This window comes from Chamaesiphon minutus PCC 6605 (assembly GCF_000317145.1).
GTDB classification, from domain to species: domain Bacteria; phylum Cyanobacteriota; class Cyanobacteriia; order Cyanobacteriales; family Chamaesiphonaceae; genus Chamaesiphon; species Chamaesiphon minutus.
Map to the genome: position 1 here is coordinate 3574526 of NC_019697.1, position 26368 is coordinate 3600893.

A 26368-nucleotide genomic window follows, 5' to 3' on the forward strand; every position below is an offset into this window, starting at 1 on the left:
AACCAATCACACCCGAACTAACTGCATGTAAGGACGATTAACGCCTCTAAAGCTGGCGTTGCTGGAGCTGGGGATGAGAACGCAGGGAGTGGTGGCTCTTTCTCGATGCGCGTTTGCAGATCGCGAACATTTACCCCGCAGCCATTTCCATTAAAATCCGCTGGGTACTTTCTACCGCCGCGCCGGGATGGGGACAGCGTTGGATATAGCTACCATCAGATTGCATATCCCAGGCTTGACGATTGTCAGAGAGCATAATGCCTAATATTTCTTGGAGATCTTTGGAAATATCTGGATCTTCGATCGGGGTAATGACTTCTACCCGCCTGTCGAGATTGCGCGTCATCCAGTCGGCACTGCCAATAAATATGTTCGCCTCACCGCCATTACTAAAATAATAGATGCGGGAATGTTCGAGAAATCGACCGATAATGCTAATTACGCGAATATTTTCGCTGACTCCTGGTACCCCCGGACGCAGACAACACATGCCGCGAATAATCAGATCGATCGAGACGCCAGCTTGTGATGCTCGATAGAGACTAGCAATCATTTTGGTATCGACTAAGGCATTCATTTTGGCTACGATGCGGCCAGTTTTACCTGCTTGGACGCTATCGATTTCTTGTTGAATTAAGCGAGTGAATGAGTCGCGAGTATTTACAGGTGAAACTATTAATTTACGATAAGATCTTTGTTGGGAATAGCCAGTTAGATAGTTAAATAAGTCTGTCAGATCTGCACCTAGTTCGGGACGACAACTAAATAAACCAACATCTGTATATAGTTTAGAAGTTTTGGCATTATAGTTACCCGTACCGATGTGAACGTAACGGCGGATTTTTTCATCTTCTCGCCGCACGACTAATACTACTTTAGTATGTGTTTTTAAACCTACTAATCCATAGACAACATGAATGCCAGCTTGTTCGAGCATACGGGCTAGATTAATATTGTTTTGCTCGTCAAATCGGGCTTTGAGTTCGATCAGCACCGAAACTTGTTTGCCATTTTCAGCAGCTTCAATCAATGCTTTGAGAATATGTGAGTCTCCAGTGGTACGATAAAGTGTCATTTTGATCGCGAGCACTTTAGAATCATTCGCCGCACAGGTAATAAATCGTTCGACCGTATCTGTAAATGATTGATAGGGATGATGGACGAGAAAATCTTTTTGAGCGATTAAATTAAAGAAATTACCACTATCTTCAGCTATTTTAAGTCGCCGTAATTGTGCGGGCACGATCGCATTCCAGGGCGGATCTTTTAATTCAGGAGCGGGAAGGGATAAAAAATACATCAGATCTCCCAAACCCAGCATTCCATCAACTTCATAAATGTCTTGCAGGTTGACTTCTAACTCCTCTTGCAACATTCGGCGAATTTGCTCTGGCATGGCGGAGTCTACTTCAATGCGGACTGTAGAACCACCTTTACGCCGTTGCTGCAAGCCATCTTCGATCGCTTGGAGTAAATCGTCAGCTTCATCTTCAGCCACGCTAATATCCGCGTTACGAGTGACTCGAAAGGTGAAACAACCTTGGATATTCATGCCCGGAAAGAGGGATTCCAAATTATGGGCAATTAATTGTTCGAGTGGAATTCCCGTCCAAATTTGACGGCGTTCTTTATTATTCTGTTCGATCGACTTTTCTGTCGGTCTGAGTACATCCACTACTTGCAATTCTTTGGGTAGACTGATAAAGCGCGGTAACACTTTTGGCACCTTAACTCTAGCAAACAATTCCTCACCAGTATCGGGATGTTTGATAACTACGGCAAGATTTAAACTCAGGTTAGAAATATACGGAAATGGATGGCCGGGATCGACTGCTAAAGGTGTGAGAACTGGAAAAATTTGCTCTTCAAAATAGGTTTGCAGATAGCTACATTGCTCTTGATTGAGATCGAAGTAATCTAATAGATAAATACCGCGCTCGATCGCCGCCGGACGTAATACTGTCTCAAAATGCTGATGTTGTTGGGTAATTAATTGCTGTACCCGCTGACTAGTTACCGCTAATTGTTCGCTAGGCGTTCTACCATCTGGAGTAAGTCGAGTAACTTTGGCTTCGATTTGTTGAGCGATCGCTGCAATTCTTACCATAAAAAATTCATCGAGATTCGAGCTAAAAATCGACATGAATTTCAGCCGTTCTAGTAGTGGCGTGCGCTCGTCTATGGCTTCATGTAGGACTCGAGCATTAAATTCTAGCCATGTTAATTCTCGACTGAGGTAGTATTGAGGATCGGATAAATCGATTTCTGATGGATTAGCAAGTGGCGATTGCGGGAAATTCATGTCAGATAACTCCGAGTTAAAGTTTTTGGATATTTTTTACAGTTAGGAATATCGTGGATTCCGATCTCTTGCTAATCCTGGCATGTTGCATCAATGCATAGATACGATTACTGCCACTGCTTGGTGCGCTTAACCGTCAGCGAAACTCCGAATCAAAAGGCTGCTCGCTGGCACTGACGCGAAGTCGAAGTAAGCCCAAACGTGGGTACCCCCATCTATATTAACGCCTCTAAATTATCCTGTCAGGGAGGCAAATCGGCAGCGCAGAGATGAATGTCGATCGTTTTACAAACGCCGGGGCAGAGATTGACTAGTACAAATTTCCTAAAAAGTCTTGACAATAGTGCTTGTCAGAGATACAATAGTACTACTACTCAAAGAAAGCCGTCAATCTAATGTCGATCGATATATCCATACCGCGCGCATGTATGGGTAAAAATCGCTTGGCATCTAGGAACTTCATTGGCGCAGCCTCTTGTTATAAGAGTCGAATATTTGGGCACAATTAGTAAGCGATCGAGACAAGACCAAATTCTCATCCTGCAATGCAGGTGGGCTGGTTTTTATGCGTTATTATCCTCAAGGCATATCAATTATGGCAATAGTAAAAGATAGTAAAACCCAAATTCTAACAGAATTAGAGCGGATTTTAGCAGAGCAATATCGACCTGGTTCTAAAGTTGCAACCAAAGAGGAAGAAGCGCAATTAGCCAAGAATAAAGAAATTGTTACTAAAGCTGCTAATTATACCGTTGACACGATCGTCAAGGGGATGGCAAATTTACAATTAGAATTTGGCAGTATCGTTACGGGGTTGTCAGACAGGCTGACTGTAGAGGTTGAAAAATTAGCTGAAGTCAAGCAGTCGATCGAAATCGAAACCCAACATCGATCGGATCTCCAGCAAGTTAGGATCGTTGCCGATGCACTATATATTATCACTCAGGAGCATCAACAAAGTTTAAAAACAATTGAAGAAAAACTTGCAGCCGATCGCGAAAATATCGAGAAAGAGCAAACAAATCTTCGCAAGCAGTGGGAGCGTAACGATCGCGAATATGCCGAGCAACAAGCAGAATTAGCAACAATCGTTGCCAAAGAGCGTCAAAAAGAACAAGACGAAGTTCAATATAAAATTACTCGAGATCGCCAGCTTCAAACTGATGCATATACCGAAGCTAAACGCAATCAGGAGCAAGATATTCAATCTCAAGATCGCGAGCAGCAGAAGCAATGGAAAGAGCGGGAGAAATTCTTGAAAGACAATCAAAAACTAGCCGACGAGAATACTGCCAAAGTAGCCGCATTCCCTGACGAACTGGAAGAAGCAGTTAAAAAAGCTCGTGAAGAAGCTATTAAAGAAACGAGTAGCGATGCTAAGGTTAAAGCCGATTTAGCCGAGAAAGAATGGGAAGGCAACAAGCAAGGATATGAGATGAAGATTCAATCCTTAGAGCGAGTTATCGAACGTCAGAACGAACAAATTATTGCAATTAACGAGCAGTTGCAAACAGTAATGAGCCAAGCTCAGTCCCTAGCGATGAAAGCATTTGAAACCTCAGCCAAAATTAGTGAGAAAAACTAATTGCGAACGATAGAAATCGATCCACAGTGCATCGTCTCACCATAGCGCAATAGTCAAATCTTCACAGTAACACCTAAGAGCGATCGTCAATTATGGCAACAAAACCGACAGATAAGAACACTAAAGCAGAAATTTTGACTGCTTACAACCAACTTGTTGAAGAGAAAAAAGCTCTTGAAACTCAAGTCAAAAATAGCCAAAAGCAAACCGCCATACCTGCACCTGCTGCCACAATCGTTAAAGAAGTAGTAAAAAGCGAACCAAAAACAATTATGAATGCAGCACTGATTCAAGATAAGGTAAATAACACGATCGCCAGTCTCGATAGTCTCCAGCTCGGTTTTGGTGCTGCTGTGAGTGAATTATCCGAGAAGCTGACTACCGAAGCTGCAAAATTAGCAGAGATTCGCGAAGGTGTCACCGCCGAAATTACCGACTTGCAAACCTTGCACAGTCTTGAAGTAGATGAAGATACATTTGAAGAACTAATCGAGAGCTACGAGACTAGTTCTAAAGCCTTTGGGGAAGAACTCCGCGAACGCCAAGAAGCCGCTCAACAAGAAATTCAAAGTTTAACCAAAGCTTGGAATAAAGAACAAGAACAAACTGGTATTGCGGTTAAAGAACGGATCGAACTCGATCGCAAAAATAGCCAGCGCGAAGTTCAAGAATATAAATATAATTTAGATCTGCAACGCAAACTCGATCGCGAACAATACGAGCAACAACAAGCAGCTTTATATTACGAACTAGCTGAAATTAAAGAAGCCCAAGAAAAAGCCTGGGCAGAACGCGAATTGGCTCTTGCCGAACGCGAAAAAACCTTCAATGAAACCAAAGCTAAAGTAGCGGCTTTCGTTCAAGATAAAGAAAAAGCAATCGAGAAAGCTAAAGGAGAAGGCAAAGGTATTGCTACATATCAAGCCAAAATCAAATCCGATCTCTATGCAAAAGAAGTCGAAGGTCAAAAACGCTTTTATGAAGGTAGAATTGAATCTTTGGAAGATACGATTAGCAACCAAGGCGAACGTCTTAACAGCCTCTCCAAACAACTAGAAGCCGCACTCAAACAAGTTCAAGATCTCGCCGTCAAAGCGATCGAAGGTTCTGCCAATGCTAACTCTTATCAAACTCTTAAAGAGATTACGCTAGAGCAAGCCAAGTCACAAGCTAAGACTAAATAGTCGCTCGACAAGATTGACGGTAGGGACAATTTAGGAATTGTTTTTACCCTCAATTTTGGCGTAGCACCCAATCGAGCTTGCTATAAATCTCATGCAAATAATCTGCGCTATGGACTCGATCGGGAATACAACCTGGATACTCTGACAACTGCCAACTACTAGACCTCTTGCGTGAATAGGAATAGTTGAGGTAAAAGTAGAGAAAAGAGAAAGCTAGCATGACCTACGAACAACTCCAGCACTTACAGCCCAAAGCATTCAAACGAAGATGTGGAGTACAGCCAGACACCTTCAATCTAATGGTTGAAATACTTAACCCTCATCTCGATCGAAGGGGCAAAAGGGGTGGACAGTGCAAACTCAGTGTCGAAGACCAATTACTATTAGTACTAGAATATTGGCGGGAATACCGAACACAGTTTCATATCGGGACAAGTTGGGATCTAAGTGAGTCAGCGGTCTGCCGACTAATTAGTAAAGTAGAAAGGCTGCTGATGGATTCTGGCAAATTCCGATTACCAGGTAAAAAGCAGCTTTACCAACAGGCAGATAATTGGAGCGTAATTGTCGTTGATGTAACCGAGAGTCCGATTGAGCGTCCAAAAAAAACCAGCGAGCTTACTACAGTGGCCAAAAAAAGTATCACACATTAAAAGCGCAAGTGGTTGTCAATCAACAGACAGGGCAAATAATTTGTACTGCGTTTGGGAAAGGACGAGTTCATGACTTTCGCTTGTTTAAAATAGAACAGTTACCAATGCTGCCAGAGCAATTATGCCTTGCGGACAAGGGCTATCAAGGACTTGCTAAATTACATTCAAGTAGTTGTCTTCCGACCAAAAAGCCTCGTCAGAGCAAATTGGCTAAGTCGGAGCGTCAACACAATCGTTTGTTAGCACGACTGCGAATCGTTGTTGAACATGTTAACCGCCGACTTAAAATATTTCGCATTTTAGCTGAACGCTATCGCAACCGACGCAGACGATTTGGTTTACGATTTAACCTCATTTCCGCTATCCTCAATTTTGAACTTGCTTCTCCTTCTTGATTCACGCAAGAGGTCTAATGCAACAACAGTTGCTCTCCCAATTGCTGTTACTCCCACAATCAGCAACCCATCCACCGACCAAATAAAATGCTCTCGCCACTTGTCTTGTCGAGGATTGAAAATTGCGACTTCTGTTGCCGATTCAGGATCTATTGCTGTAAGTCGATTAGTTTTCCGGCGATTGCAATGGAAGCAAGCCAGTGTGAGATTTGCAAAGCTATCGTCTCCGCCTAACGATAATGGCATCACATGGTCTACATTGAACCGCACATATTGCCACATCTCATCAGCGTGACAAAACTCACACAAATACCGTGCTCGTTGGCGCACTTGCGCTTGGATGGTTTCAGGAATCTTATTGCGAGACACTGTTACGATGCTTGGGGAATTTCATTTAGGGCGATATTCCGCATGGTACGGTTCACAAAGCTGAGATAGTCATCAATCTCTTCATAGCTGTCGAGTTCTTGCTCCTCTTCTGGGCTGAGAGCGGAGTCTTGTTGTTTTGCTATTAACTGCTCGATTCTAGCCAGAACGAAACTGGATGCTGTGAATAGCGGAATGCCTTCTGCTAGCTCGATTCGCACGGCACCTTCGATCGGGAGATTATTCGGTAAGCTACTTAATTTTGGTAAAGATGGGATTGGCATGACCAAATTAGTGAAACTATCTCGATTTTAACATTGTGTCGAATAGGATAATTCCCGTAGAACGATCTCGAGACACTTTCAGATTTTTAGGTTGGGTTGAGTAAATCATCGACTTAGCCTCTATCCCAAGAGAAAACCTCATGCCATCAAGATCGATCGATTCCAAAACCATCGCACAAAAGATCGATCGAATCAACTACGATCGACCAAACCCAAGCCAATCGATTACCTCCGGTACGCTACGCGATCGATAATTCCCACAGGATATAAAAATACTCCTCAATACCGATCGATCGAACCTCAAACACTGAAATTGTTGGGTTTCTCGAATTAGGTAATCGATCGATCATTCCGACAGGGTATAAAGATGCTCCTCAATGGCGATAGAGCCTCAAACAATAAAGTTACTGGGTTTCGAGGCTCAATCTACGGCTAAAAAATCTCACTGTTTACAACTTACCGCTTGTAGGGATGTTATGCTCGTTGGCGTAAGTCTCTCCTTATGGAGAATCGATAACCGAATCTGTTTTACCTAACAATCTTTCGCGATGTTGTTTGAGAAGATGTGCGTCGGCTAAAGCGAGTGTTTCATCTAGCATGAGAATTGCTAAATCCCCTTGATGACGAGCTTCTCTCAGCTTGGCAAGAGTTTTAGCTCTAGTTTCAGGATCGGGAATTTTAAATTTGGTTTCCATAGCTAATTCCAATTACGTTGGATATCTTGCAAGCTGGCAATACTGGCATCTATAAAAGACTGAGCTTGCTCCATAGATCGATATAATAAATCTAGCATATCCCTGGCGGCAATTGGCTGAGATTGGGCAATTCTCAGTAGGATGTTCTGTAGGCGTGAATATGAATTTACTAGCCGCTCTCTAATATTCTGTAGCTCTTCCAATTCTGGTAATGTGTCTGCTGTTTCGCCAATCTGCTGCCATAGTCTGAATTCCATAGCGGTAGTAGCGTCGAGGCATTCAACCAGATGGCGTTGCAGGGTAAAGACGTTATCGATAACAGAATCGGGTAATTTAGCCACAGGTGAATATATTTACAAGAATGTATAATCTGCTAATTTAGCAGGTTTGATAAGACCTGCGGTAATCGTTGGCGAAGCCTCTCTGTAAGGAGAATCGAGAATAATCATCAACATCGATCGATCCCAAAACCATCGCATCAAAGATCGATCGAATCAACCACAATCGACCAAACCCAAGCCAATCGATCGATAATTCCAACAGGATACAAAGATGCTCCTCAACAGCGATCGATCGAGCCTCAAACACCAGAATCGTTGGGTTTCTCGAAGTAGGTAATCGATCGATAATTTCGACAGGATATGAAGATGCGTCTCAATACCGATCGCTAATCAAATGGCGCGATTTAGCGTTAAACTAGTTATTAGACCAGAACTCCGCAGATAATATGCACCTCCTTGCAATTAGTAGGTTGCGGGAAGCTGCTGATAAATTTCCCGACATTGATATCCAAATTGAAGATTGGAATGAAATCGTTAAAGTTGCAAGCTGGCAAAACCTGACAGAGGTTCAACAAACATATGCTTCTGCCGAAGCGGTAGGAAACTTTACCGTATTTAATATTAAAGGCAATCGCTATCGCCTAATTGTTTCTATTAACTATTCTAGACAGCTTATTTATTTTAAATATTTTCTCACTCACGCCGAATACGATAAGGATAACTGGAAAAATGACCCTTACTTTTAATCGAGCAGCCTATGCCAATCTCTTAGCCGATGTATTACCACAGCCAATTAGATCGCAAGCAGAATACGATCGGGTACTGGGAATCATCGAAGCATCAATGAATAAGGAGGCAGTTAGCAGTGAAGAAGAACAGCTAATCGATCTGTTTGTCATCTTAGTCGAAAAGTTTGAATCAGAACATTACCCATCTCAAAATCGATCGACTCCCCACAGCCGACTGCTGCATTTAATGGATGCGAATGACGTTCAGCCAGCAGATTTAGTTAGTATATTTGGCTCTAGCGATCGAGTATTGGAAGTTATCGATGGTAAACAATCGATCGATCTCAATCAGGCTGAGAAATTAGGTAATCGTTTCAATCTGCCTTCAAAACTATTTTTGGCATGAAATCGATCGATAATCTTAACAGGATATAAAGATACTCCTCAACAGCGATCGATCGAACCTCAAACACTATGCAAGTCTATATTACTGTTCAACCGTAACTAATACTTCCGTATTGCAGTTGTCTATATTAGTTTTATTTTTCTCAGACTCTTTAGATCTTTTATCTTTTATAATGTTAAGTTGCCGTTCTGCTTGTTCTACTAAAAATGGTGCGTTATAGACATATTCTAGAATTGCTCTACATAAATCGTCTAGTATTGGAATTTCATCACGAGTCAACTCACCAAGAGAAGCATGAGCACCAAAGTTTCTTAGTTTCCGAAGACTGTGAGCAACACCTACCAATTTGGTCGGAATTTCACCTTTGCTAGCTAGATCATCTAGCCTGCTATATAAGTCTTTGCCTGTAGCATTTCGATCCTCACAAATCATTTCTAATATACGCCCGATGATAACTGCATACGCATTAACATCAATTACACGAACTTTGAATGCAATTTCATACGCCTGTTGAATTTTTGATGGTAAACCAGATAGTCTCGATCTTGTCGTAGGATAGAGAGTTTTAATAGTGATATATTCGTCCAAGTACTCAGCCTCAGAATATTCCCGCAGAGTTACTTCTTTACAAGATAGACATAAAAGTAGATTGTATCTGAAACCCTCTTCTGGAACATAAATAGGTATTTCATACGGATCGTCATCATCGCAAATAGATTTTGTCGATCGATAGTACTCAGCTACGATTTCCATCGGAGCATGATTTCCACAATGATTACAGGTCTGAAAATCTGTCTGCCGCTTTTGTTGGCTCATAAGATCACTATTAGATCATCTTACCTTCGAGAATATTTTCTCAAGTAATCTAAACATACCCACCTGCACAAGCTAAATTTACATTGTCTTGTTCTTTGATTAAAATAAAGGGCTGATTCATGTTGTTGATCGATTCAAGTTTTGTAGGGATCTGTAGGTTAGTTTGAAGAATGAAACCCAACAAACTCAACTCAGATGCTCCGGCAGGAGAACCTGAGGTTAAATATTTGTATCAGTAGCCACCCTGCAAGCGGAAATGCGTTAGAAAATAGTAGGCTGTAGAATTAGCCTTTATTGTGCATTCTACGCCCTAGCCCGTTCGCGTAGCGTACCAACGGTAATCGATCCTTCCTACACCCTCAATCCATGAACACCAGTCACCCCACCAAACAAGGCTTATACGATCCGCAGTTTGAGCATGATGCTTGCGGTATCGGTTTTATCGCGCAGATGAAAGGGGCGAAGTCGCATCAGATTGTGGCGCAAGCACTGACAATACTGGTGAATCTCGACCATCGCGGCGCGTGCGGTTGCGAGACGAATACCGGAGATGGGGCGGGGATTTTGATGCAGGTGCCCCACAAGTTTATGCAGAAGGTGGCTCAGGCGGAAGGGATTGAATTACCCGCAGCGGGACAGTATGGAGTCGGGGCGGTGTATGGATCGCCCGATCCGGTGATGCGATCGAAGAGTCGGCAGATTTTTGCGGAAGTTGTTGCGGCGGAAGGTTTGAAGGTATTGGGTTGGCGGGATGTGCCGACGGATAATAGTTCTTTGGGTGAGACGGCGAAATCGAGTGAGCCGTTTATGCAGCAGGTATTTATTGCTAAATCGCCGGAATTGGCGGATGAATTAGCGTTCGAGCGGAAGTTGTTTGTGATTCGCAAGCTTGCTCATGCGGCAATTCGGGCGGCAAATGTAGACGGACATTGGTATGTATCGAGTATATCCGCGCGGACGATCGTGTATAAGGGGATGTTGATGCCCGTGCAGGTGGGGCAATATTTCCCCGAACTTCAAGATCCTGACATGGAGAGCGCGTTGGCGTTGGTGCATTCGCGGTTTAGTACCAATACTTTCCCCAGTTGGGAGCGGGCGCATCCCTATCGCTACATTGCCCATAATGGTGAAATCAATACCATGCGCGGCAATATTAACTGGATGACGGCGCGGCAATCGTTATTTGCGTCTGATTTATTCGGCGATGATATTCAGAAGATTAAGCCAGCGATTAATGTCGATGGTAGTGACTCGACGATCTTTGATAATGCCCTGGAATTGTTGACTCTTTCCGGTCGCAGCTTGCCCCATGCGATGATGATGATGGTGCCCGAACCTTGGACGGCGCATGAGTCGATGAGCGCGGAGAAGAAGGCGTTTTATGAGTACCATTCTTGCTTGATGGAGCCGTGGGATGGCCCAGCTTCGATCGCGTTTACTGATGGTAGCTCGATCGGGGCAGTACTCGATCGGAATGGATTGCGTCCAGGGCGTTATTATGTGACGACTGACGATCTGGTGATTATGGCATCGGAAGCGGGGGTGCTGACGATTCCGCCAGAAAAAGTGGTGGCGAAGGGACGGTTGGAGCCAGGGAAGATGTTCATGGTGGATACTGTCGCTGGGCGGATTGTGCGCGATGCGGAAATCAAGCATGAGATTACTAGCGCGCAGCCTTATCAGGAGTGGTTGGACGAGCATTTAGTACGACTGGAAGACATCGCGAATCCTGAATCCCCCCCAACCCCCCTTAATAAGGGGGGAGCCGGAGCAGAGTCTCTCTTGTCCCCCCCTTCCCAAGGGGGGCTAGGGGGGACTCTCCAGCGTCAGATGGCGTTTGGGTATACGTTTGAAGAATTGCGGATGCTGATTACGCCGATGGCGCGGGATGGGGTGGAAGCAACGGGTTCGATGGGAACTGATACACCGTTAGCGGTGTTGTCCGATCGACCAAAATTACTCTACGATTATTTCCAACAGCTATTCGCTCAAGTTACTAATCCCCCGATCGATTCAATTCGGGAAGAAATTATCACTTCAGCGCAAACTACGATCGGATCTGAACGGAATTTACTCCAGCCTGAACCCGCAAGTTGTCATTTAATCGCGCTGAAAACGCCGATTTTAACTGATGCTGAACTGGCGAAGTTAAAGCACCTAAATGAGGGTGGTTTTAGTTCTGTAACTATCCCAATGCTATTTAACCCTAAAGATGGGGTAAAAGGTCTGGAAGCAGCCTTGGATGTGATTTTTGCGGCGGCTGATAAAGCGATCGAATCCGGTATCAGTATTCTGATTTTGAGCGATCGAGGCGTAAATGCTGAAACTGCACCAATTCCCGCTTTACTGGCGGTTTCTGGCTTACATCACCATCTAATTCGCACAGGTACTCGTACTCGCGTGGGATTGGTATTAGAATCCGGCGAACCCCGTGAAGTCCATCATTTTGCGACATTGATTGGTTATGGTTGTGGGGCGATTAATCCCTATCTGGCATTTGAGACGATCGCGGATTTAATCGCTCAGAAAATGTTGCTCGATGTTGACTATCCTACTGCTGTTAAAAACTACATTAAAGCGGCAACTAAAGGCGTAACTAAAGTCGCCTCGAAGATTGGGATTTCCACGATTCAAAGTTATCGCGGTGCCCAGATTTTTGAAGCTGTCGGCTTGAATCAAGTGACGATCGATAAATACTTTACCCGCACCGCCTCGCGGATTGAAGGTGCTGATGTGGGCGTAATTACCCAAGAAACGATTACCCGTCACACCCACGCCTTCCCCGATCGACCAGCCAAAGGTGCTACGCTCGATGTCGGTGGCGATTATCAGTGGCGCAAAGATGGTGAGGAACACTTATTCAGCCCCGAAAGTATCCACGCTTTGCAACAAGCGGCGCGGACGGGTAAATACGATCTGTACCAGAAGTACGCCAAGCTGATTAACGAGCAGGATAAAAAACACTTTACCCTGCGCGGCTTGTTAGATTTTAAACCGCAAACAGCCATTCCAATTGAAGAAGTAGAACCGATCGAGAATATCCTCAAACGCTTTAAAACTGGGGCGATGAGCTATGGCTCGATCTCTAGTGAAGCACATGAAGGACTAGCGATCGCGATGAACCGGATCGGCGGTAAATCCAACACAGGCGAAGGCGGCGAAGATCCCGAACGCTACACCTGGACAAACGAGCAAGGCGATTCCAAAAATAGCGGAATCAAACAGGTAGCATCAGGACGATTCGGCGTAACTAGCCTCTACCTCTCCCAAGCCAAAGAAATCCAAATCAAAATGGCACAGGGAGCCAAACCAGGCGAAGGCGGACAACTCCCAGGTAAAAAAGTCTACCCCTGGATTGCCAAAGTGCGCCACTCCACCCCAGGCGTAGGGCTAATTTCACCCCCACCGCACCATGATATTTACTCGATCGAAGATCTCGCCGAACTGATCCACGATCTCAAAAATGCCAATCGGGATGCGCGAATTAACGTCAAACTGGTATCCGAAGTCGGAGTCGGCACGATCGCCGCAGGCGTAGCCAAAGCCCACGCCGATGTAGTATTAATCTCCGGCTTCGACGGCGGTACCGGAGCTTCCCCCCAAACCTCGATCAAACACGCCGGATTACCCTGGGAACTCGGACTCGCCGAAACCCACCAAACCCTCGTCCTCAATAACCTCCGCAGCCGCATCGTCGTCGAAACCGACGGCCAACTCAAAACCGGACGGGACATCGCCATAGCAGCCCTTCTAGGTGCAGAAGAATTCGGATTCTCCACCGCGCCCCTCGTCACCCTCGGCTGTATCATGATGCGCGTCTGCCATCTGAATACCTGCCCCGCCGGAATCGCCACCCAAAACCCCGAACTCCGCGCCACCTATACCGGAGATCCCGCCCACACCGTCAACTTCATGCGGTTCATCGCCCAAGATTTACGGGAAATCATGGCTTCCCTCGGCTTCCGCACCCTCAACGAAATGGTGGGACGTACCGATATCTTAGAATCCAAACAGGCGATCGCCCATTGGAAAGCCAAAAACATCGACCTCTCCAAGCTGCTCTATCAGCCGGAAGCAGGCGCAGAAGTCGGACGTTACCAACAAATCGCCCAAGATCACGGACTTGACAAATCCCTCGACATTACTACTTTATTAGACCTGTGCAAAGACTCGATCGAGCATGGCACACCCTCTAAAGCCACCCTGCCAATCTGTAACGTCAACCGCGCAGTCGGCACCATCCTCGGTAACGAAATTACCAAAAAACACTGGCACGGACTCCCCGAAGATACTGTTCACCTCCACTTCAAAGGCAGTGCCGGACAAAGCTTCGGTGCCTTCGTACCCAAAGGAGTCACCCTCGAACTCGAAGGCGATGCCAACGACTACATCGGCAAAGGACTTAGCGGCGGTAAAATCATCCTCTACCCCTCGCCCAAATCCACCTTCATCGCCGCCGAAAACGTCATCGTCGGTAACGTCGCCCTCTACGGAGCCACCAGCGGCGAAATCTACATCAACGGCATGGCAGGCGAACGCTTCTGTGTCCGCAACTCTGGTGTGAGTGCAATTGTGGAATCGATCGGCGATCACGGTTGCGAATACATGACAGGCGGACAAGTTATCGTCTTGGGTACCACAGGACGCAATTTCGCGGCGGGAATGAGTGGTGGTGTTGCTTATATCCTCGACGAGCAGGGTGATTTTGCGACGCGCTGCAATACCCAGATGGTGGGATTGGAAACCATGAGCGATCCTGAAGAGATTGGGAAGTTGAAGGGTTCGATCGAGAAACATGCCCAATATACCAAGAGTCAAAAAGCGATCTCGGTGCTAGCTAATTGGGATGAGATGGTGCCGAAGTTTGTGAAGGTGATGCCGCGTGACTATAAACGGGTGTTGCAAGCGATCCAGAATGCGCTGGCTTCGGGGTTGAGTGGTGATGATGCTCTAGATGCTGCTTTTGAGGAAAATTCTCGCGATGTGGCTCGCATTGGGGGAAGTTAATCTAAATGGCATCTCACCCGCCTTCAGGATTGCTTGTTAGGGTGGGTGAGATTTCAAAATCATCCTATATAACAGTTAAATTACCCTTTGATTAACTGTGTCAAAATTCGATCGATTTAGAAGGTTTAGATATTATTAGAATCGATCGGTTACACGGCAGTATAAATTAAATTCCAAAATTTCAAATTAAAATATAGTTAATAAAATGCAAACTAGTATTACAATCAATACAGTAAATATTTTTATTGAAATTGAAAATCTAACAAATATTAACACAGCAAACATTAGTGCAACTACGAATAGTAATGCTTTCGTAATGAATGGTGTGTAAAAACATAATAAAGTCGTATACTGTTAAAGGCTGAAAACCTTGATTTCTCGTCGCCATTTTTCAATTATTTAGAAATAAAGTTGTATACTTTGATTGCGCTATCTATCCAGATAGAGATAATAAAGTTGTATACTATCTCAAAAGCTTTGCTCTGATTAGGTTCTAGCTCAATCTTTTCTCAGTTAAGTGTCAAAAATACGACTAATGTCTTGCTCGCAGTGAACCATGCTATTAAAGGCAAAATTTAGTTGAGCTTTGGCTCGATTTATGAATTCGGGTTATCAATTTTTATTCAGATATTAGGCGTGAAGAATTGGTGCTAAATTTTATAGGATTGATAAATCCCCTGATGATTTAGTGCATATCGATCGACCGAAAGCAAATAGATGCTTTGATTTTCAATCTGACAAGTTGCCAAGAGGTTAAGCTAAATATCCCAACTTGAGCAGAGGGAAATAGCTTTGCGGCATACTAGAAGAATGAAGTAAATAGAGTAGCTATGCCAGAACCAATTACCACCATGACTGCTAGCGCGATCGCGTCTCTTGCCTTTCAAGAGTTTGTGAAGTCTGGGACGGGAGAACTCGCGAAGAAGTTTACCGCAGGAGCGATCGTTAAGATGGAACAGTTACGAGAACTGATTTGGAAACGTTTGGCTGGGAAGCATCCGGCGGCTGATGCGGCGATCGAAAAGGCTAAGGCTGGAGAACAGGAGGGAATTGACACGGTGGCAACGTTTTTAGGTGTCGAACTGTTAGATCGGGAGTTTGCTGGGCAGGTGCAGGCGATCGCTCATGAAATCAATGCTGGGAAATTAGTAGATCGGAGTTCGATGGTTCAGAACAATTACGATAATGCTAAGGGTTGGCAGACGAAGGTGGAGGGTGGAACAGCTTATATTGGCGAAATTCACATCTTGGAAAAGCGGTCTGAGCCTTGATGGTTATTTAAGGGCGATCGAGAATCTAGGATATGCAGCAAGACAACCGAGATAATGCAACAGGTTTCCAAATAGATGCAGATAATTCAACAGTTTATGCTGGTATAAACCACGTATATCAGTCGTCTCGTCCGCCCAAATGTATTCCTTTTCAGGCGTTGGCGTTGCCAAAGGATTATGTCGATCGACCAGAAATTCGACAATTAATTAAATCAAAGTCGCTCGATTCACTCCCTTCCAAAGCTGGAATACTGGCGGTAAGTGTAATTTACGGGATGGGTGGAGTTGGTAAATCAGTAATTGCAGCAGCACTAGCACACGATATTGAGGTGCAAAGTGTTTTTGTTGATGGGGTGCTGTGGGTAACTTTGGGACAAAGCCCAGATCTGTTACCGTGCCTGTATGCTTGGGTTCAATCTTTAGGAGACTACGACTTTAAGCCCACAAACATTGATTCTACCTCCTCTCATCTTCGTAGTTTGTTGCGCGACAAAAAGATCCTACTGGTGGTGGATGATGCCTGGAATAACGATAGTGTAGTTCCTTTTCTGGTAGGCGGTGAAGGATGTCGAGTATTGGTAACAACTCGTGAAGCCGATATACTTGATGCTGAACGGATTGAGATGGATGTCATGTCTCAATCAGAGGCTTTAGACCTATTGATGAGTAGGGCAAAAATTCAATCATTAGCGGATTTAACGGCTGAAGAGATTAAACAATCACAAAGGTTAATTGATGTCCTTGGTGGCTTGCCATTAGCAGTCGATCTAGCTGGGGCACAGATTGCTGATGGTATGAGTTGGTCTGAATTATTAGAGGATTTGGAGGCGGAGATTGCCTATCTAGAATCGCTGGATCGACCGAATTTTGGGGGAGAGAGAAATGACAAAAATCGAAAGCGATTGAGTTTAAAAGCGTCATTGAATTTGAGCTTGAAGTTATTGACAGCAGAACAGTTACAACAGTTTGCTTGGTTGGGAGTCTTACCAGAGGATGTCTCAATTCAGCCAGAAATGGTGGCTACGCTGTGGTATATGCCAATCAAAAAAGCTGGGGCAGTCTTGCGAACTTTTAGAGCGAAAGCTTTGCTATTATCTGGGGTGGAAGGAGTAAGGAAAGGATCGAGTTATCGAATCCACGACTTAATGCACGATCTGGCAAGGGGTTTACTGACGAGTGCGGGTGAGAAGGATATTCCAGGTTTAGAGCTGGAATGGAATGACACGCATGGAATTTTGCTCGATCGATATCGTCAGCAAACTACGGAGGGTCAATGGCATACGTTACCAGATGATGGATACATTCACGCTCATTTAGCTTGGCATTTAGAAAAGGCAGGCAGATCGGATGAATTACATTTATTGCTACAGAAAGTGACAACAAGGGGGCGGAATGCTTGGTATGAAGCCTGCCTATCTCTAGGTCAGAATGCAATATTTGTCACCGATCTGGGACGGGCTTGGCAATTAGCCGAAGAAATGTATCAAAGAGATACCTCACAATCGATCGGTTTACAAGTTAGGTATGCGTTGATTTTTTCTAGCTTAAATAGTTTGGCTGTTAATATTCCTTCTCAATTAATGGCTGCATTAGTAAAAAAGGAAAAGTGGTCGCCTAACCAAGCGTGGATTTATGCTCGACAATCAATAAAATCACATTCAAATAGTGAGATGATTCGAGATCTGGCACCCTTTCTACCACCGATGCTGCTTTCAGAGGCATTAGTTATAATGAGTGAATTTCAAGATGATGCTCAAAACCTGAGTTCGATGAGGCTGTGCCTCATCATCAAATCAAGTCTCTGACTGTGCTTGAGTCATAAACATCAATTATTAAAATGAGATATTTCCAAGTCATTATCAATAAGCTTTGATTATTGATAATGACTTGGAAGTAAAACGTCGATCGATAATTACAAATAATTAACAATTAATAAGTTATTAAAAGTTCTGAGGAGCGGTCGGCAAATAAAAGTACAAATAGCATTGCAACCCTTATGTATAATCTCTGATTCTGGTTAAATTAATATATATATTAGAAAACCACACTTAGATGATGGACTTAACCGAACTATTTTGTGAAATAGATGATTTCTGCCAAGATTGGCTAGCAACTTTTTCATCAATATCTTTCCCTGCCAACGGTAATAGCTTACCAAAACGCTGCGGCCTATCACTGAGCGAGGTCATGACTATTTCTATTCATTTCCATCAGTCAAGCTATCGAACATTTAAGGATTATTACCTCAAAAATGTTTGTCAAAACTTAACTGATTATTTTCCAAAGTTGGTTAGTTACAATAGAATGGTGGAGTTGATGCCAAATGTTTTAATAGCTTGCCTTTATTATCTCAACTCTCGTCAAGGTAAGGTGACTGGAATTAGTTTCGTGGATAGCACGGCTATTCCAGTTTGTCACCCAAAAAGAATTAAAAGAAATAAGGTTTTCAAAGAAACTGCCAAGCTGAGTAAGAGTTCTATGGGATGGTACTTTGGATTCAAGCTTCATTTAATTATTAATGATTGCGGAGAGATATTAAGCTGCAAAATCACACCTGGCAATGTCGATGACCGCACACATTTGCCATCAATGACACAGGGAATATCAGGAAAAATATTTGGAGACAAAGGATATATTAAGAAAGAACTATTTGAAGAATTATTAAATAAAGGATTGCAGCTAATTACGCCACTAAAATCTAATATGAAAAACAAGCTCATCTTGATGGATGACAAAATATCACTTCGGAAACGCTCGCTGATTGAAACGGTAAATGACCAGTTAAAAAATATTTGTTATTTAGTCCATTCTCGCCATCGGAGCTTGCATAATTTCATGCTAAATCTGATTACAGCATTAATTGCTTATACTCATCAACCTAAAAAGCCGAGTTTGAAGCTAGATGAGCCTGCTCAAAACTTCTTTAGTATTGTTCCTATTTAGCCGATTATTTATTTATTAACTTAACTCAATATTTTCAATCATTAATCATCTTAATGATGGGTTTTATCGTGCCAAAATTTACATAAAATTTGCTATTAAGCTGAACATGTTGTCACATCTGAGTTCGATGAGGCTATGCCTCATCGAACTCAGGTTCCGACGATCGAACCATCTATTCTCAAAAATTCACTAAAATCAGTCGAACTAAACTGCTACAAGCTTTTTGAAGATTAGATTTCAACAATCTACAAGCACCCCACACTAAATCTAAAACTCCATAAATCCTACGGGGACAAGAGTGTAGGTAATTTCTCACCAATTTCGGCTCTCACAGACACAGGTGCTTGTATTTTTAGTCAGTCTGAATCTGTGTCCAAGAAAGTGCTGGCGGCTTCCAATCAACAGATTTTATCAATCTATATCGCAACCAGCGAGTGCGTTCAGATCCTAACCGATCGATCCAATAAGGTAGAGTTATCTCCCCATACTCGTCTTGAGTAAGCCATTTCAAAGCTCCTTGCTGATGCTCATTTGTAAGTAAATCGATCGAGTTTACCAAGTCGCGACTCTCACCCAAACAAATATTGCCGAACCTGACGACCGAACTTGGATTGACCATCGCATTATGAAGTCGTTCTGCAAGATTGAGGATCGATCGATCTTCTGCTGCATCGATCCAGACAACAAACTTAATCCCAGTTAGGATCTCCTGGTAATCTGGTTTGGAGTTTTTCGATGAATTAATATCTCGCTCTTTAAATCTGCGGACTTTCCTAATTACTCTGGATTTAGCCGTTTCCGATAGCATCGCGATCGCTAATTTCACACCACAATGCCTGAACCTATTCTCTTCGCCAACTGTCGATAACAACATACCATAAACAGTTGAAGGTGGTGGTACTGGATAAGTCGCAATGTATTCTCTCGCTCTGGAATCCCGAAAACAGGCAATCGGGACTTCTACTTGCAAGGCAATTTTATTAATTGTCATTAGCTAATCACTTTTGCTTTGCCTCTAGTTCCAAATCCCTTGTTATTACCTCTTTTAAAGCATTAATGGCTGACAAACTACCAGGGAAAAGATGTGCGCCAAGCCCCTCTAATCCCTGAGATAGTTGACCACCAATCCAGAGTTCTTTTGGATTAATATCTCCAGATTCCACTCTGTAAATTAGATCGGGTAACGATAGCTGCTCTTGTTCATCTTGCTCGAAACAGTATAGAAGTCGAGGGTTCAAATCTTTAGTCCAGCGCAGCACGATATTCGTGGGCGCAAAATCAAACAGAAATCTTCCATGATTTCCAGCCACTTTATCAATACCGACTAAACCATCTAAAACATCCAGAGTGCGAGATTTGTCTCGCAGATACTCAGGGGATAGACAAAAGCCATACTGATAGTCATTCGTGACAAGTTAAGAAAATCAGAGATTTGTCAAAAGGGTAATAAAAAGATGCCAAACTGTTTCTAGTCAAGAGTTTGAGGGAATAGAGGCCTGATGACCAGCCGCCGAAGAAGTAACCGCGACCACGCCAAAAAGAACCACCAACCAGGTGTGGAAGATGAGATCATCGCCGCTCAAGTAGAGGCTTTATTGACACCAGCAATTTTCAATCAAAGTCATTACTACCGACAATTAGGGCTGAGAAATCGGCTGTTAAATTTACCCTTGATGATGGCAGCAGTGCTGACGCTACTGTGGCGGAATGTGCCAGGAGTCAGAGAACTAAGCCGAATGTTAGGGCGAGAAGGATTTTTGTGGTGTGAGCCAACACAAGTAAGTCAACAGGCGATTGCACAAAGATTTCTGACCTTTCCATCTGAGTTATTTGAGAGAGTGTTTAAGGAATTACTGCCAGAATTTAGAGTGAAGTGGCACCAGAGAAAACAGCGATTGTTGCCACAAAGCATTGAATTTGCTCAAGCAAAATTTGAGCGGATTTGGGCATGTGATGGCTCCACATTGGAAGCGATATTCAAGAAATTAGATAGCTTATCTGATGTGCCAATCGGACAACTAGCGGGAAAAATGGGAGTAGTCATAGATTTGGTGACGAGATTGCCGATTGAAATCTGGTTTAGAGAAAATCCCAAAGCTTCAGATGTTAATTTTGAGAAAGATATCCTGAATTTAGTAACATCGGGCACTTTATTGCTCTTGGATCGAGGCTTCTATCATTTCCAATTTTGGCAAGAATTAATTAACAGAGATATTCATTTTATTACTCGATTAAAAAAAGGTGCATCGCTACAGATAGAGCGAGTATTTAGCAATAGTTATAGTATCCGTGACCGAATAGTGCGGATGGGGTCTGGCACCAAAAAGACTCCATATATAACTGTAAGATTAGTCGAAATTAAAGTGGGTAAAGTCTGGTATTCTTATCTAACTAGTGTACTCGACCCATTGAATCTTCCTCCCTATGTAGTCGCCGATTTGTACGGAAGACGGTGGCGAATTGAAGAGGCTTTTAATACTGTTAAACGATTGCTCGGGTTGAGTTATTTATGGACTGGTTCAGTTAATGGAATTAAATTACAGATGTGGGGGACTTGGCTGTTTTATGCAGTTCTAGTCGATTTAGGTGATGCTGTAGCTGATGAATTATCTCTCCCATTCGACCGCATTTCTTTAGAGATGATTTATCGAGGTCTTTATCACTTTCATGTAGCTCATCATAAAGGTTTAGCTGCCAATCCAGTCACCTATTTTGCTGCCCCAGAGAATCAAGATTTAGGTATTGTTAAAACTGTTCGTAAACCTAATGTTAAGTTAATTATTGCACCTTTTCCTGATTCTATGAGTCGAACAGACAATTTTTTCTTCGACTCATCGCCTCAAGCCCGCTTGACAAGTGCGATCGCTTCTTAACTTGTCACTAATGACTGATAGTATGTCGCATGTCGTTCTGTGGCATGGAGGGAATTGCGGTCTTTTACACCACTTCTAGCACTAAAAGTAACATCGCCGTGGAATGGTCGAGTAGAGACAGCCGGAGTAACATCAAGTGCCCCACGCCGTTTAACCGCTGTGCCTTTAGGTTTTGGCTTGCCTTTCGCTCGACCTTTGGCTGGAATTGGTGGTACTTCGGGATCTTCCTCCGCATCATCTATTTTTGCGGCTTCTGCGTGCATAAAGCCCAGAATATCGTCATCAAGATATTTATCTGGATCGAAATTAGGATCTTCCCATGTGGACTCTAGTATGAGCGGATTCCAGACCCGATTTACTGGCAATCCTTGTCGTTGCCAAGTGTAGCGTAATGACCAGCGAATAGCCTCAGCCGAGACTGTAGTGTGAGTTTCTCCGTGCCACAGAAGCTTTTGTAACTTGGAGATGTTTCCTTCATTTTCTCCACGATTATTAGCGGCAACACCATACGCAGTCAAAATATTACCAAAAAGATTAAACATGTCGAACCTCCGGTTCTGTAATGGCTGTTGATGGATCTTCGGCTGGAAGTTTATCAGGATCTGGAAGTTTCTCTTCCCCTTTGTAGCTAGCCAGTGCCAGGAAAAACAGACTTTTTGCCATCTTCCAGTCACTTTGTCCAGTTGTCAACGGTAATAGTTTTTGCCAAGATTCTTGCAAAACTTGGATGTTTCCAGCATTTCCCCAAAACGAGGTGATAAAGTCTCGAAACGCTGAGGCATTTTGACATCGCTCCAAATTCGATCTCAGTTGGATGACTTTCCGCTCAAATTGCGGATAATCACCCTCTTTTGTTTTCCCGCCAATTTTGCCAAAAGTTATCCTCAAACCTTGGTGACAAGCTCTAACAAATAGTTCTTGTGACTCAGTATCCCATTCAGTTTTTTTCACCATATCATGTATTCGATCTTGACGAAATTTAATAGCTAAATATGCTTTTTTATGAATAAAAACATCCGTAAATCCCCACCACCAAGGTTTTCCTCGAATGAGATTTTCTGCAATAAACTGGGAAAGGGGATCGTCTTGTCTCGATTCCCCACAGAATGTCTGATAAAGCTCCAAATGTTGAGTCTCGATCTCGATCGTTTCGGCTGCTAGACGAGTTTGCTGCTGTTTTGACCAAGTAACTTTACCAAAAGGAATTACTAGGCATCTGTGAATATCAGCTTGAGACTGCTGATTAACCACAGTTGTTTTTAGTAAGAATTTTAGTGCTGCGTCAGACCAGCCGTTAGCAGCAATTCCAAATTCAGATTTTGACAACTTGGTAGGGTGAGCAGGAGAATAGAGAGACTTCAAAAAGAGAAGCAGAATGGAGCCAATGAAGCTGAGTTTTGGGGTATTGATAGTCTATCTGAACCGAGCAATTCTTCAGATGAAAGATCCGCGCCTTGCCAGCAATGGCACTAAATACACCATCAGAGATGCTGTGTTGGGAGCATTTTCGATGTTTTTCATGCAAAGCGAATCCTTTTTAGAACATCAGCGGCACATGAATAGCAATCAGGGCAAAAGCAATGCTCAGACACTGTTTGGCATGATTAAAATCCCAACAGTGCCGCAAATTCGGAATATCCTGGATGAAATTTCAGCCACAGCACTATTTGGAGTATTCAATCACGTCTATCAGTCTTTAAGACGAGAAGGTCACTTGAAACCGTTTGAATATCTCGGTGGATTACTAGTTGCGCTGGATGGAACTCAGTATTTTGACTCGCACAAACTCAACTGTAAATGCTGTTCGAGCCGTACCCACAAAAATGGCACAGTAACTTACTTCCACAGTGCCATTTTGCCTGTAATAGTTGCGCCTGGGCAATCTCAAGTAATTTCCTTAGCTCCAGAATTCATCACACCTCAAGATGGTCACCAGAAGCAGGACTGCGAAGTGGCAGCAGCTAAACGATGGCTCAAAACTCATGCCCCAGAATTCCAAGGACAAGCAATCACTCTACTCGGAGATGACCTCTACAGTCACCAACCAATGTGTGAACAGGTGATAGCGTCGGGAATGAACTTTATCTTTACCTGTTTAGAAACGTCTCATACTGCTGTTTATGATTGGTTGAAATACTTGGATGGTATTGGCGAGGTGAAAAAGCTAGAAGTGAAACAGTGGAACAGCAATTCAAGCGAATTATATAGCTATCAATATGTGAATGGAATTCCTCTAAGGGACTCCCAGCCAGCAATGAAGGTCAATTGGTGTAAACTAATCCATACCCGCCAATCAGATGGAGAAATATTATATGAAAATTCATTTATTACCCGCCATGAATTAAACGAACAGAGCGTACCTCTGGTTGCTGCGGCTGGTCGATGTCGTTGGAAGACCGAAAATGAAAATCATAATGTGCTCAAAACAAAGGGATATCATCTGGAGCATAACTTTGGGCATGGTCAGCAGCATTTAGCTGCTTGTTTATTGACGCTGAACCTGTTGGCATTCCTTTTTCACACTGTTTTGCATTTAACAGATCTTGCATATGGACAGATTCGTCTCAAGCGTGTTACTCGTAAAGGCTTTTTTCAAGATATCCTCAGTCTTACCAAATATTTACTCTTTGAGAGTTGGCCTTCTTTGATTGATTTCATGCTTTACGGCTCGGCTTCCACTCTGGTCGCCAACTCTTCCTAGATTTTTGAATTTGGAATTGCTGCCGTGAGGTGGTTGGAGTTTAAGATATTCGAGATATTTTAATTGGACGAATAAACCCGCTACTCCTGCACGGTGGAGAAAGGTCATACTCGGATCGCGAATATCTAGGTGAATTTTGGCCATCTCAGGGAGTAAATAAGCCACAACCCATCTTCCGCCTTCCCCCAATACCTTGCTGTTGTAGCATTAGTGAATCTAGATCGCTAAGTCCCTCGACTCTAACTCCAAAGCCAACTACTTTCTTCTTGTTAATTTTGACGGTTCGACATCTCGGTTGACCATCAGAGCGAGTTAAAACCCGAACTTTACCAACAATCTCCAATCGATCGAGATGGTTCTGTGCGGCTGTGTCTAATGTACTTGCATCTAAAAAACCTTTGATCGTGACAATTCGAGCCTCTAAATTCTGAGACGGCACAATTAATTCCAATTCAGGAATGCCGAGATAGATTTTGTCTTGATGAATTTGAAGAGTCTTTCCTGCTAATTTGTAGATCGATCGAGACAGATCCAGCGGTAGTCGAATCTTCAATACAGAATCAACATCGATGTTTAATCGTTTGGAGTAAGCCCCACTGAGCTTTCCATTAATCCCAAAGATACCAATCGAGTTGGACTCATGAAATTCTGGAATTATCTGGGAAATACCGCCATACAAAGGATGTGCGTGATCTACCCCGATCGATTGCCCCTCAACCGGAAATAAATAATCACCGAATTCCTCGCTACAGGATCGGCAACAATCTCGCTCTTCTGAAGTGCGATCGGGGAGAATAGTCATACTTACGAGATTTTACTAAGCTTGACGTTATCAGTACTTGGTTACTATTTTAAACTATATTTTCATGCTGAAGTACCTTAAACTTGTTTATTTTTTGTTTTTGTACACTAACTAATGTGACATCACAAAATCAGTAATTGAGCCAAAAAGATATCTGATAATTAAAATATGCGCTACTCGATCGATCTTTGGATCTAAATCTCCTGCGAACAAGCAATGAATGAGGTACTTACCCTCAGTGTCTACAAAACGAGGCTCAATCCAGTTCAAAGATTCCTCATCATAAAAATCACGGAAAGATTGGAAAAGCTCCCGTTCATCAAATTTAAACTCTCCCCTGAGTAGTTTTTTGACCGATCCTCGTTTGCACAATTGAGCAATATATCGATCTCGCAACCACCCCATCCCACGGAAATCAATTCTCGTATCTACTAGCCAGACTAGATCGGTTGCTATCTCAAGTAGATGTTTGAGACTGTCTGGAGCAAGCTCTGACTGCTCCATATCAACAATGCAATTTTCATCGCTAGCGGCATGATAGTGAACACCATGACTATCTATCAGCACACTACTGTCGAGCAGCAAAATCCGATGTTGAGTGCAGATTACCAATCCTGGAATCTGATGAAGGCGATGCCAGTATGGTTCTCCGTATTGTTCAATTTCTGTTGTTAAACACAGAGGGCAGAATTTTAAGTATTTCCGGCGATCGCTAGTACTATCTAAATCAACTCTAGCCTGTTCTAAGATTGAGCCACTGCGTTTCTCGATCGTTGCCGATCCTAATTTTCTTATCTCGATCGGGCTTAGAAAGGCAGCATAAAATGGATATAGAGTATTATGCTCCATTAACGATCTCACTCTATAGTCCGAGATATGAGCTATTTGTTTGACCAAACCCTTCAAGTTATTAGTCAGCGTGACTCGACAAGCTTGCTGAGAAGAGTAACCAAATAAATCTAAATCGGTTTGTCGAAAGCTCTGATTGCCACTGCGAATATGATATCTAGCCAATCCACTATATAAGAGTTCATCAGGGTAGAGGCGAGGAAAAGAAGCGAGGGCACACATAATTT

24 protein-coding genes are annotated in these 26368 nt (G+C 43.3%); 11 read left to right on the top strand and 13 right to left on the bottom strand.

Going from position 1 to position 26368, the window contains the following annotated elements; genetic code table 11:
- Positions 1 to 130: 130 nt before the first annotated feature.
- A complete protein-coding gene (gene ppk1, locus CHA6605_RS16420; protein ID WP_015160534.1) occupies positions 131 to 2302 on the bottom strand; it encodes a polyphosphate kinase 1 in 2172 nt (723 codons plus the stop codon).
- 595 nt (positions 2303 to 2897) lie between these two features.
- Here ppk1 and CHA6605_RS16425 point away from each other — a divergent pair.
- The 3 genes from CHA6605_RS16425 (at position 2898) to CHA6605_RS33030 (ending at position 6119) form a co-directional block, all read left to right on the top strand.
- On the top strand, positions 2898 to 3887 hold the full coding sequence (locus CHA6605_RS16425) for a coiled-coil domain-containing protein (protein ID WP_041548183.1): 990 nt from the start codon (positions 2898 to 2900) through the stop codon (positions 3885 to 3887).
- Positions 3888 to 3979: 92 nt separating this feature from the next.
- A complete protein-coding gene (locus CHA6605_RS16430; RefSeq protein WP_015160536.1) occupies positions 3980 to 5071 on the top strand; it encodes a coiled-coil domain-containing protein in 1092 nt (363 codons plus the stop codon).
- A gap of 218 nt (positions 5072 to 5289) precedes the next feature.
- Positions 5290 to 6119 (top strand): IS5 family transposase gene (locus tag CHA6605_RS33030; RefSeq protein WP_015160537.1). Its coding sequence is split into 2 segments (ribosomal slippage): positions 5290 to 5680 and positions 5680 to 6119, totalling 831 coding nucleotides; the frame shifts between segments, so codons are not numbered across the junction.
- Here the strand turns inward: CHA6605_RS33030 and CHA6605_RS16440 are convergent.
- The 5 genes from CHA6605_RS16440 to CHA6605_RS36250 all read right to left on the bottom strand — a co-directional run bounded on the left by CHA6605_RS16440 (position 6063) and on the right by CHA6605_RS36250 (position 7943).
- Positions 6063 to 6488 (bottom strand): HNH endonuclease, encoded by a 426-nt coding sequence (locus CHA6605_RS16440; protein WP_041548189.1) that lies wholly within the window; start codon positions 6486 to 6488, stop codon positions 6063 to 6065. The two genes, CHA6605_RS33030 and CHA6605_RS16440, sit on opposite strands and share 57 nt — an antisense overlap.
- Before the next feature lie 2 nt (positions 6489 to 6490).
- The gene (locus tag CHA6605_RS16445) at positions 6491 to 6769 is read right to left on the bottom strand and encodes a hypothetical protein (RefSeq protein WP_015160538.1); all 279 of its coding nucleotides are present in this window, start codon (positions 6767 to 6769) and stop codon (positions 6491 to 6493) included.
- Positions 6770 to 7269: 500 nt separating this feature from the next.
- Positions 7270 to 7464, bottom strand: a complete 195-nt coding sequence (locus CHA6605_RS16450) for a hypothetical protein (protein ID WP_015160539.1) — start codon at positions 7462 to 7464, stop codon at positions 7270 to 7272.
- 2 nt (positions 7465 to 7466) lie between these two features.
- Positions 7467 to 7805 carry a hypothetical protein gene (locus tag CHA6605_RS16455; protein WP_015160540.1) on the bottom strand — a complete coding sequence of 113 codons (339 nt, stop codon included), beginning with the start codon at positions 7803 to 7805 and terminating at the stop codon, positions 7467 to 7469.
- 12 nt (positions 7806 to 7817) lie between these two features.
- Positions 7818 to 7943 carry a hypothetical protein gene (locus CHA6605_RS36250; RefSeq protein WP_269744494.1) on the bottom strand — a complete coding sequence of 42 codons (126 nt, stop codon included), beginning with the start codon at positions 7941 to 7943 and terminating at the stop codon, positions 7818 to 7820.
- Positions 7944 to 8191: 248 nt separating this feature from the next.
- Between CHA6605_RS36250 and CHA6605_RS16465 the strand changes: the two genes are divergently transcribed.
- A complete protein-coding gene (locus tag CHA6605_RS16465) occupies positions 8192 to 8491 on the top strand; it encodes a type II toxin-antitoxin system HigB family toxin (protein ID WP_015160541.1) in 300 nt (99 codons plus the stop codon).
- A complete protein-coding gene (locus CHA6605_RS16470) occupies positions 8475 to 8879 on the top strand; it encodes a helix-turn-helix domain-containing protein (RefSeq protein WP_015160542.1) in 405 nt (134 codons plus the stop codon). Before CHA6605_RS16465 ends, CHA6605_RS16470 begins: the two co-directional genes overlap by 17 nt.
- An 81-nt stretch (positions 8880 to 8960) precedes the next feature.
- Here the strand turns inward: CHA6605_RS16470 and CHA6605_RS16475 are convergent, their stop codons facing one another.
- Entirely contained in the window at positions 8961 to 9695 is a 735-nt protein-coding gene (locus tag CHA6605_RS16475; protein ID WP_015160543.1) for a DUF4145 domain-containing protein, read from the bottom strand.
- 366 nt (positions 9696 to 10061) lie between these two features.
- Between CHA6605_RS16475 and gltB the strand changes: the two genes are divergently transcribed.
- The 4 genes from gltB to CHA6605_RS16495 all read left to right on the top strand — a co-directional run bounded on the left by gltB (position 10062) and on the right by CHA6605_RS16495 (position 18916).
- Positions 10062 to 14702: a glutamate synthase large subunit gene (gene gltB / locus CHA6605_RS16480; RefSeq protein ID WP_015160544.1), complete on the top strand. Its 4641-nt coding sequence runs from the start codon at positions 10062 to 10064 to the stop codon at positions 14700 to 14702.
- Between the two features lie 830 nt (positions 14703 to 15532).
- Positions 15533 to 15973: a hypothetical protein gene (locus CHA6605_RS16485; RefSeq protein WP_015160546.1), complete on the top strand. Its 441-nt coding sequence runs from the start codon at positions 15533 to 15535 to the stop codon at positions 15971 to 15973.
- Between the two features lie 32 nt (positions 15974 to 16005).
- On the top strand, positions 16006 to 17778 hold the full coding sequence (locus tag CHA6605_RS16490) for an NB-ARC domain-containing protein (protein WP_015160547.1): 1773 nt from the start codon (positions 16006 to 16008) through the stop codon (positions 17776 to 17778).
- Positions 17779 to 18028: 250 nt separating this feature from the next.
- The gene (locus tag CHA6605_RS16495) at positions 18029 to 18916 is read left to right on the top strand and encodes an IS982 family transposase (RefSeq protein ID WP_015329006.1); all 888 of its coding nucleotides are present in this window, start codon (positions 18029 to 18031) and stop codon (positions 18914 to 18916) included.
- 352 nt (positions 18917 to 19268) lie between these two features.
- Here the strand turns inward: CHA6605_RS16495 and cas5 are convergent, their stop codons facing one another.
- Complete coding sequence (cas5, locus tag CHA6605_RS16500; protein WP_015160548.1) at positions 19269 to 19907, bottom strand: type I-MYXAN CRISPR-associated protein Cas5/Cmx5/DevS; 639 nt, start codon at positions 19905 to 19907, stop codon at positions 19269 to 19271.
- Positions 19908 to 19914: 7 nt separating this feature from the next.
- Positions 19915 to 20226, bottom strand: a complete 312-nt coding sequence (locus CHA6605_RS16505; RefSeq protein ID WP_051038905.1) for a hypothetical protein — start codon at positions 20224 to 20226, stop codon at positions 19915 to 19917.
- Positions 20227 to 20415: 189 nt separating this feature from the next.
- On the opposite strand from CHA6605_RS16505, the gene CHA6605_RS16510 reads away from it, so the two are divergent.
- A complete protein-coding gene (locus CHA6605_RS16510) occupies positions 20416 to 21789 on the top strand; it encodes an IS4 family transposase (protein WP_015158054.1) in 1374 nt (457 codons plus the stop codon).
- On the opposite strand, the gene CHA6605_RS16515 is transcribed toward CHA6605_RS16510, so the two are convergent.
- Entirely contained in the window at positions 21786 to 22331 is a 546-nt protein-coding gene (locus CHA6605_RS16515; RefSeq protein WP_041549534.1) for a CRISPR-associated protein, read from the bottom strand. The two genes, CHA6605_RS16510 and CHA6605_RS16515, sit on opposite strands and share 4 nt — an antisense overlap.
- Positions 22324 to 23115, bottom strand: coding sequence for a CRISPR-associated protein Cas8a1/Csx13 (gene cas8a1, locus CHA6605_RS16520; RefSeq protein ID WP_041548193.1), 792 nt, complete (start codon positions 23113 to 23115; stop codon positions 22324 to 22326). The genes CHA6605_RS16515 and cas8a1 overlap by 8 nt, the downstream gene beginning before the upstream one ends.
- 49 nt (positions 23116 to 23164) lie before the next feature.
- Between cas8a1 and CHA6605_RS16525 the strand changes: the two genes are divergently transcribed.
- Entirely contained in the window at positions 23165 to 24490 is a 1326-nt protein-coding gene (locus CHA6605_RS16525; protein WP_015158142.1) for an ISNCY family transposase, read from the top strand.
- 145 nt (positions 24491 to 24635) lie between these two features.
- Here CHA6605_RS16525 and cas6 read toward each other — a convergent pair whose 3' ends face one another.
- Positions 24636 to 25292: a type I-MYXAN CRISPR-associated protein Cas6/Cmx6 gene (gene cas6, locus CHA6605_RS16530; RefSeq protein ID WP_015160550.1), complete on the bottom strand. Its 657-nt coding sequence runs from the start codon at positions 25290 to 25292 to the stop codon at positions 24636 to 24638.
- A gap of 111 nt (positions 25293 to 25403) precedes the next feature.
- Positions 25404 to 26363 carry a TnsD family Tn7-like transposition protein gene (locus CHA6605_RS16535; protein WP_015160551.1) on the bottom strand — a complete coding sequence of 320 codons (960 nt, stop codon included), beginning with the start codon at positions 26361 to 26363 and terminating at the stop codon, positions 25404 to 25406.
- Between the last annotated feature and the right edge of the window lie 5 nt (positions 26364 to 26368).